General features: G+C 72.0%; 4 protein-coding genes. All 4 read left to right on the top strand.

Annotated elements, in window-relative coordinates; translation table 11 throughout:
• On the top strand, positions 1–2,766 hold a 2,766-nt coding region (gene infB, locus AOK24_RS08085; protein ID WP_079056713.1), incomplete at its 5' end, for a translation initiation factor IF-2.
• A gap of 132 nt (positions 2,767–2,898) precedes the next feature.
• On the top strand, positions 2,899–3,192 hold the full coding sequence (locus AOK24_RS08080; protein ID WP_055719360.1) for a DUF503 domain-containing protein: 294 nt from the start codon (positions 2,899–2,901) through the stop codon (positions 3,190–3,192).
• A gap of 50 nt (positions 3,193–3,242) precedes the next feature.
• Positions 3,243–3,689 carry a 30S ribosome-binding factor RbfA gene (rbfA, locus tag AOK24_RS08075; RefSeq protein ID WP_055719359.1) on the top strand — a complete coding sequence of 149 codons (447 nt, stop codon included), beginning with the start codon at positions 3,243–3,245 and terminating at the stop codon, positions 3,687–3,689.
• Positions 3,686–4,591 (top strand): tRNA pseudouridine(55) synthase TruB, encoded by a 906-nt coding sequence (truB, locus tag AOK24_RS08070; protein WP_055719358.1) that lies wholly within the window; start codon positions 3,686–3,688, stop codon positions 4,589–4,591. The genes rbfA and truB overlap by 4 nt, the downstream gene beginning before the upstream one ends.
• Positions 4,592–4,665 lie beyond the last annotated feature (74 nt).

The raw sequence follows: 4,665 nt of genomic DNA, 5'->3' as shown, positions 1-4,665 counted from the left end.
GCCCAGGCGCCTTCCGCGGGTCCGCGTCCGGGCCCCAAGCCCGCGCCGCGTCCGGCCCCGGCCGTCCCGGAGTTCACCGCTCCGCCGTCGGCCCCGGCCCCGCAGTCGCCCGCCGCGCAGGCGCCCCGCCCCGGCGGTCCGCGTCCCGGCCCGGCGCCCAAGCCCGGTGCCCGTCCGGCCCCGCAGGGCCAGGGCGAGCGCGGCCAGCGTCCGTCCGGTGACCGTGGTCCGCGCCCCGGTGGCGCTCCCGGCGCTCGTCCGGGCGCCCGTCCGGCCGGTCCCCGTCCGGGCAACAACCCGTTCACGTCCGGTGGCAACGCCGGCATGGGCGCCCCCCGTCCGCAGGGCCCGCGTCCGCAGGGCGCGGGTCCGCGTCCCGGCCCCGGCGGCGCTCCCGGTGCCGGTCCCCGTCCGCAGGGCCCCGGTGCCCAGCAGGGCGGCGGTCCCCGTCCGCAGGCTCCGGGCGGTCCCCGTCCGACGCCCGGCGGCATGCCGCGTCCGCAGGGTCCCGGTGCCGGTGGCCCGCGTCCCGGCGGTCCGCGTCCCAACCCCGGCATGATGCCGCAGCGTCCGGCTGCCGGCCCGCGTCCCGGCGGCGGCCCCGGTGGCCGTGGTCCCGGTGGCGCCGGTCGTCCCGGCGGCGGCGCCGGTCGTCCCGGTGGCGGTGGCGGCTTCGCCCGTCCCGGCGGTGGCGGCGGCGGTGCCGGTCGTCCCGGTGGTGGCGGCGGCTTCGGCGCCCGTCCCGGTGGCGGCGGCTTCGGCGGTGGCCCCGGTGGCGGTGGCGGCGGCGGTCGTCCCGGCTTCGGCGGTCGTCCCGGCGGTCCCGGTGGCCGTGGTGGCACGCAGGGCGCCTTCGGCCGTCCCGGCGGTCCCGCGCGTCGCGGTCGCAAGTCGAAGCGGCAGAGGCGCCAGGAGTACGAGGCCATGCAGGCCCCGAGCGTCGGCGGCGTGATGCTGCCGCGCGGCAACGGCGAGACGATCCGTCTCTCCCGCGGCGCGTCGCTCACCGACTTCGCGGAGAAGATCAACGCCAACCCGGCGTCCCTCGTCGCGGTCATGATGAACCTCGGCGAGATGGTCACCGCCACCCAGTCCGTCTCCGACGAGACGCTGGAGCTCCTGGCCGGCGAGATGAACTACACGGTTCAGATCGTCAGCCCGGAGGAGGAGGACCGCGAGCTCCTCGGCTCGTTCGACATCGAGTTCGGCGAGGACGAGGGCGACGAGGAGGACCTGGTGGTCCGCCCGCCGGTCGTCACCGTCATGGGTCACGTCGACCACGGCAAGACGCGTCTTCTCGACGCGATCCGCAAGACGAACGTCATCGCGGGCGAGGCCGGCGGCATCACCCAGCACATCGGTGCCTACCAGGTCGCGACCGAGGTCAACGGCGAGGACCGCGCGATCACCTTCATCGACACCCCGGGTCACGAGGCGTTCACCGCCATGCGTGCCCGTGGTGCCCGGTCGACGGACATCGCGATCCTGGTCGTCGCGGCCAACGACGGCGTCATGCCGCAGACGGTCGAGGCGCTCAACCACGCCAAGGCGGCCGACGTCCCGATCGTCGTCGCGGTCAACAAGATCGACGTCGAGGGCGCCGACCCGACCAAGGTGCGCGGCCAGCTCACCGAGTACGGTCTGGTGGCCGAGGAGTACGGCGGCGACACCATGTTCGTCGACATCTCCGCCAAGCAGGGTCTGCACATCGACTCCCTGCTGGAGGCCGTCGTCCTCACCGCCGACGCCTCGCTCGACCTGCGGGCCAACCCGAACCAGGACGCGCAGGGTATTTCCATCGAGTCGCGCCTCGACCGCGGTCGCGGTGCCGTCTCCACGGTCCTCGTCCAGCGAGGCACCCTGCGGGTCGGTGACACGATGGTCGTCGGCGACGCGTACGGCCGCGTCCGGGCGATGCTCGACGACAACGGCAACAACGTGACGGAAGCCGGCCCCTCGACCCCGGTCCAGGTGCTCGGTCTCACCAACGTCCCGGGTGCGGGCGACAACTTCCTCGTCGTCGACGAGGACCGCACCGCCCGCCAGATCGCCGAGAAGCGCGCCGCTCGCGAGCGCAACGCGGCGTTCGCCAAGCGCGTCCGCCGGGTCTCCCTCGAAGACCTGGACAAGGTGCTCAAGGCCGGCGAGATCCAGCAGCTCAACCTCATCATCAAGGGTGACGCTTCCGGTTCCGTCGAGGCCCTCGAGTCCTCCCTGCTCCAGCTCGACGTCGGCGAAGAGGTCGACATCCGGGTCCTGCACCGCGGCGTCGGTGCGGTCACGGAGTCCGACATCGACCTGGCCATGGGCTCGGACGCCATCGTCATCGGCTTCAACGTCCGCGCGGCCGGCCGCGCGGCGCAGATGGCCGAGCGCGAAGGCGTCGACGTCCGGTACTACTCGGTCATCTACCAGGCGATCGAGGAGATCGAGGCGGCCCTGAAGGGCATGCTGAAGCCGGAGTACGAAGAGGTCGAGCTCGGTACGGCGGAGATCCGCGAGGTCTTCAAGTCGTCCAAGCTGGGCAACATCGCCGGTGTCCTCATCCGCTCCGGCGAGGTCAAGCGCAACACGAAGGCCCGCCTCGTCCGCGACGGCAAGGTCATCGCGGAGAACCTCAACATCGAGGGTCTGCGGCGCTTCAAGGACGACGTCACCGAGATCCGCGAAGGGTTCGAGGGCGGTATCAACCTCGGCAACTTCAACGACATCAAGATCGACGACGTCATCGCGACGTACGAGATGCGCGAGAAGCCGCGCGTCTGATCTGCACGCGATCGGGGCCGGTCGGCGGAGAGAAATTTCCGTCGATCGGCCCCGGCCGTTGCGTGTACGGTTCCCGTATCGGTGCCCGAACGCGGCGCCAGTACCCCGAACCGGCGGGACATCCGGACACACATGTACGTGGGGACTCTGTCCTTCGACCTCCTCCTCGGCGACGTCCACTCGCTGAAGGAGAAGCGTTCCGTCGTCCGCCCGATCGTGGCCGAGCTCCAGCGCAAGTACGCGGTGAGCGTGGCCGAGACGGGCAATCAAGACCTCCACCGCAGGGCCGAGATCGGGCTCGCGGTGGTCTCCGGGGACACGGAACACCTGACCGATGTACTCGACCGCTGCGAGCGCCTCGTCGCCGCGCGGCCGGAGGTGGAGCTGCTCTCGGTTCGACGCAGGCTCCACGGCGACGAAGACTGAAGCAAGCTGCAAGTAGTGCTGCAAGTAGTAGTGACGAAGGAGACGGACCAGTGGCCGACAACGCGCGCGCCAAGAGGCTGGCGGACCTCATCCGAGAAGTGGTGGCCCAGAAGCTCCAGCGGGGGGTCAAGGACCCCAGGCTCGGTACGCACGTCACCATCACGGACGCCCGGGTCACCGGCGACCTGCGGGAGGCGACCGTCTTCTACACGGTGTACGGCGGTGAGGAGGAGCGGGCGGAGGCCGCGGCCGGGCTGGAGAGCGCCAAGGGCATCCTGCGCTCCGAGGTGGGCCGCGCGGCCGGCGTGAAGTTCACGCCGACCCTGACGTTCGTCGCGGACGCCCTCCCCGACAACGCCCGCACCATCGAGGACCTCCTCGACAAGGCGCGCCTGTCCGACGAGAAGGTCCGCGAGGCCTCCGCCGGCGCGAACTACGCGGGCGGCGCCGACCCGTACAAGAAGCCCGGCGACGAGACGGACGACAGCGCCGAATGACCAGCAAGCCCACCCCGCCCGACGGCCTCGTCATCGTCGACAAGCCGTCGGGCTTCACCTCCCACGACGTCGTCGCCAAGATGCGCGGCATCGCCCGCACCCGCCGCGTCGGCCACGCCGGCACGCTCGATCCGATGGCCACGGGTGTCCTCGTCCTCGGCGTCGAGCGCGCCACGAAGCTCCTCGGACACCTCGCGCTGACCGAGAAGGAGTACCTCGGCACGGTCCGGCTCGGCCAGACCACGGTCACGGACGACGCGGAGGGCGAGATCACGGCGTCCGTCGACGCGTCGGCGGTGACGAAGGATCTCGTTCTGGAAGGCGTCGCCAAGCTCACCGGCGACATCATGCAGGTGCCCTCCAAGGTCAGCGCCATCAAGATCGACGGCGTCCGCTCCTACAAGCGGGCCCGCGACGGCGAGGACTTCGAGATCCCCGCCCGGCCGGTGACGATCTCCTCCTTCCAGGTGTACGACGTCCGCGAGGCCGTCGCCGAGGACGGCACCCCCGTCCTCGACCTCGTCGTCTCCGTCGTCTGCTCCTCCGGTACGTACATCCGCGCCCTCGCCCGCGACCTCGGCGCAGGCCTCGGTGTCGGCGGCCACCTCACCGCGCTGCGGCGCACCCGGGTCGGCCCCTACAAGCTGGACTCCGCCCGCACCCTCGACCAGCTCCAGCAGGAGCTGACGGTCATGCCGGTCGCGGACGCCGCGTCCGCCGCGTTCCGCCGCTGGGACGTCGACACGAAGCGCGCGCGGCTCCTGCTGAACGGGGTCCGGCTGGACATGCCCGACGAGTACGCGGGCGCCGGCGCGGTCGCGGTCTTCGATCCCGAGGGCCGGTTCCTGGCGCTGGTGGAGTCGGAGAAGGGGAAGGCGAAGAGCCTGGCGGTCTTCGGCTGACCGGGGTTCCCCCCGGGCGTTTTTCCTGTGGAGCGGCGCGCACGGGGTGTGCTGCGCCGCTCCACAGGAAAAAC

Origin of the sequence: Streptomyces niveiscabiei (genome assembly GCF_001419795.1) — a bacterium.
GTDB lineage: Bacteria > Actinomycetota > Actinomycetes > Streptomycetales > Streptomycetaceae > Streptomyces > Streptomyces niveiscabiei.
This window is presented reverse-complemented; position numbering and strand designations above follow the sequence as displayed.

Excerpts from the sequence above, each read along its gene's own strand:
- AOK24_RS08080 (WP_055719360.1), top strand. The coding sequence starts at position 2,899 with ATGTACGTGGGGACTCTGTCCTTCGACCTCCTCCTCGGCGACGTCCAC.
- truB (WP_055719358.1), top strand. The coding sequence starts at position 3,686 with ATGACCAGCAAGCCCACCCCGCCCGACGGCCTCGTCATCGTCGACAAG.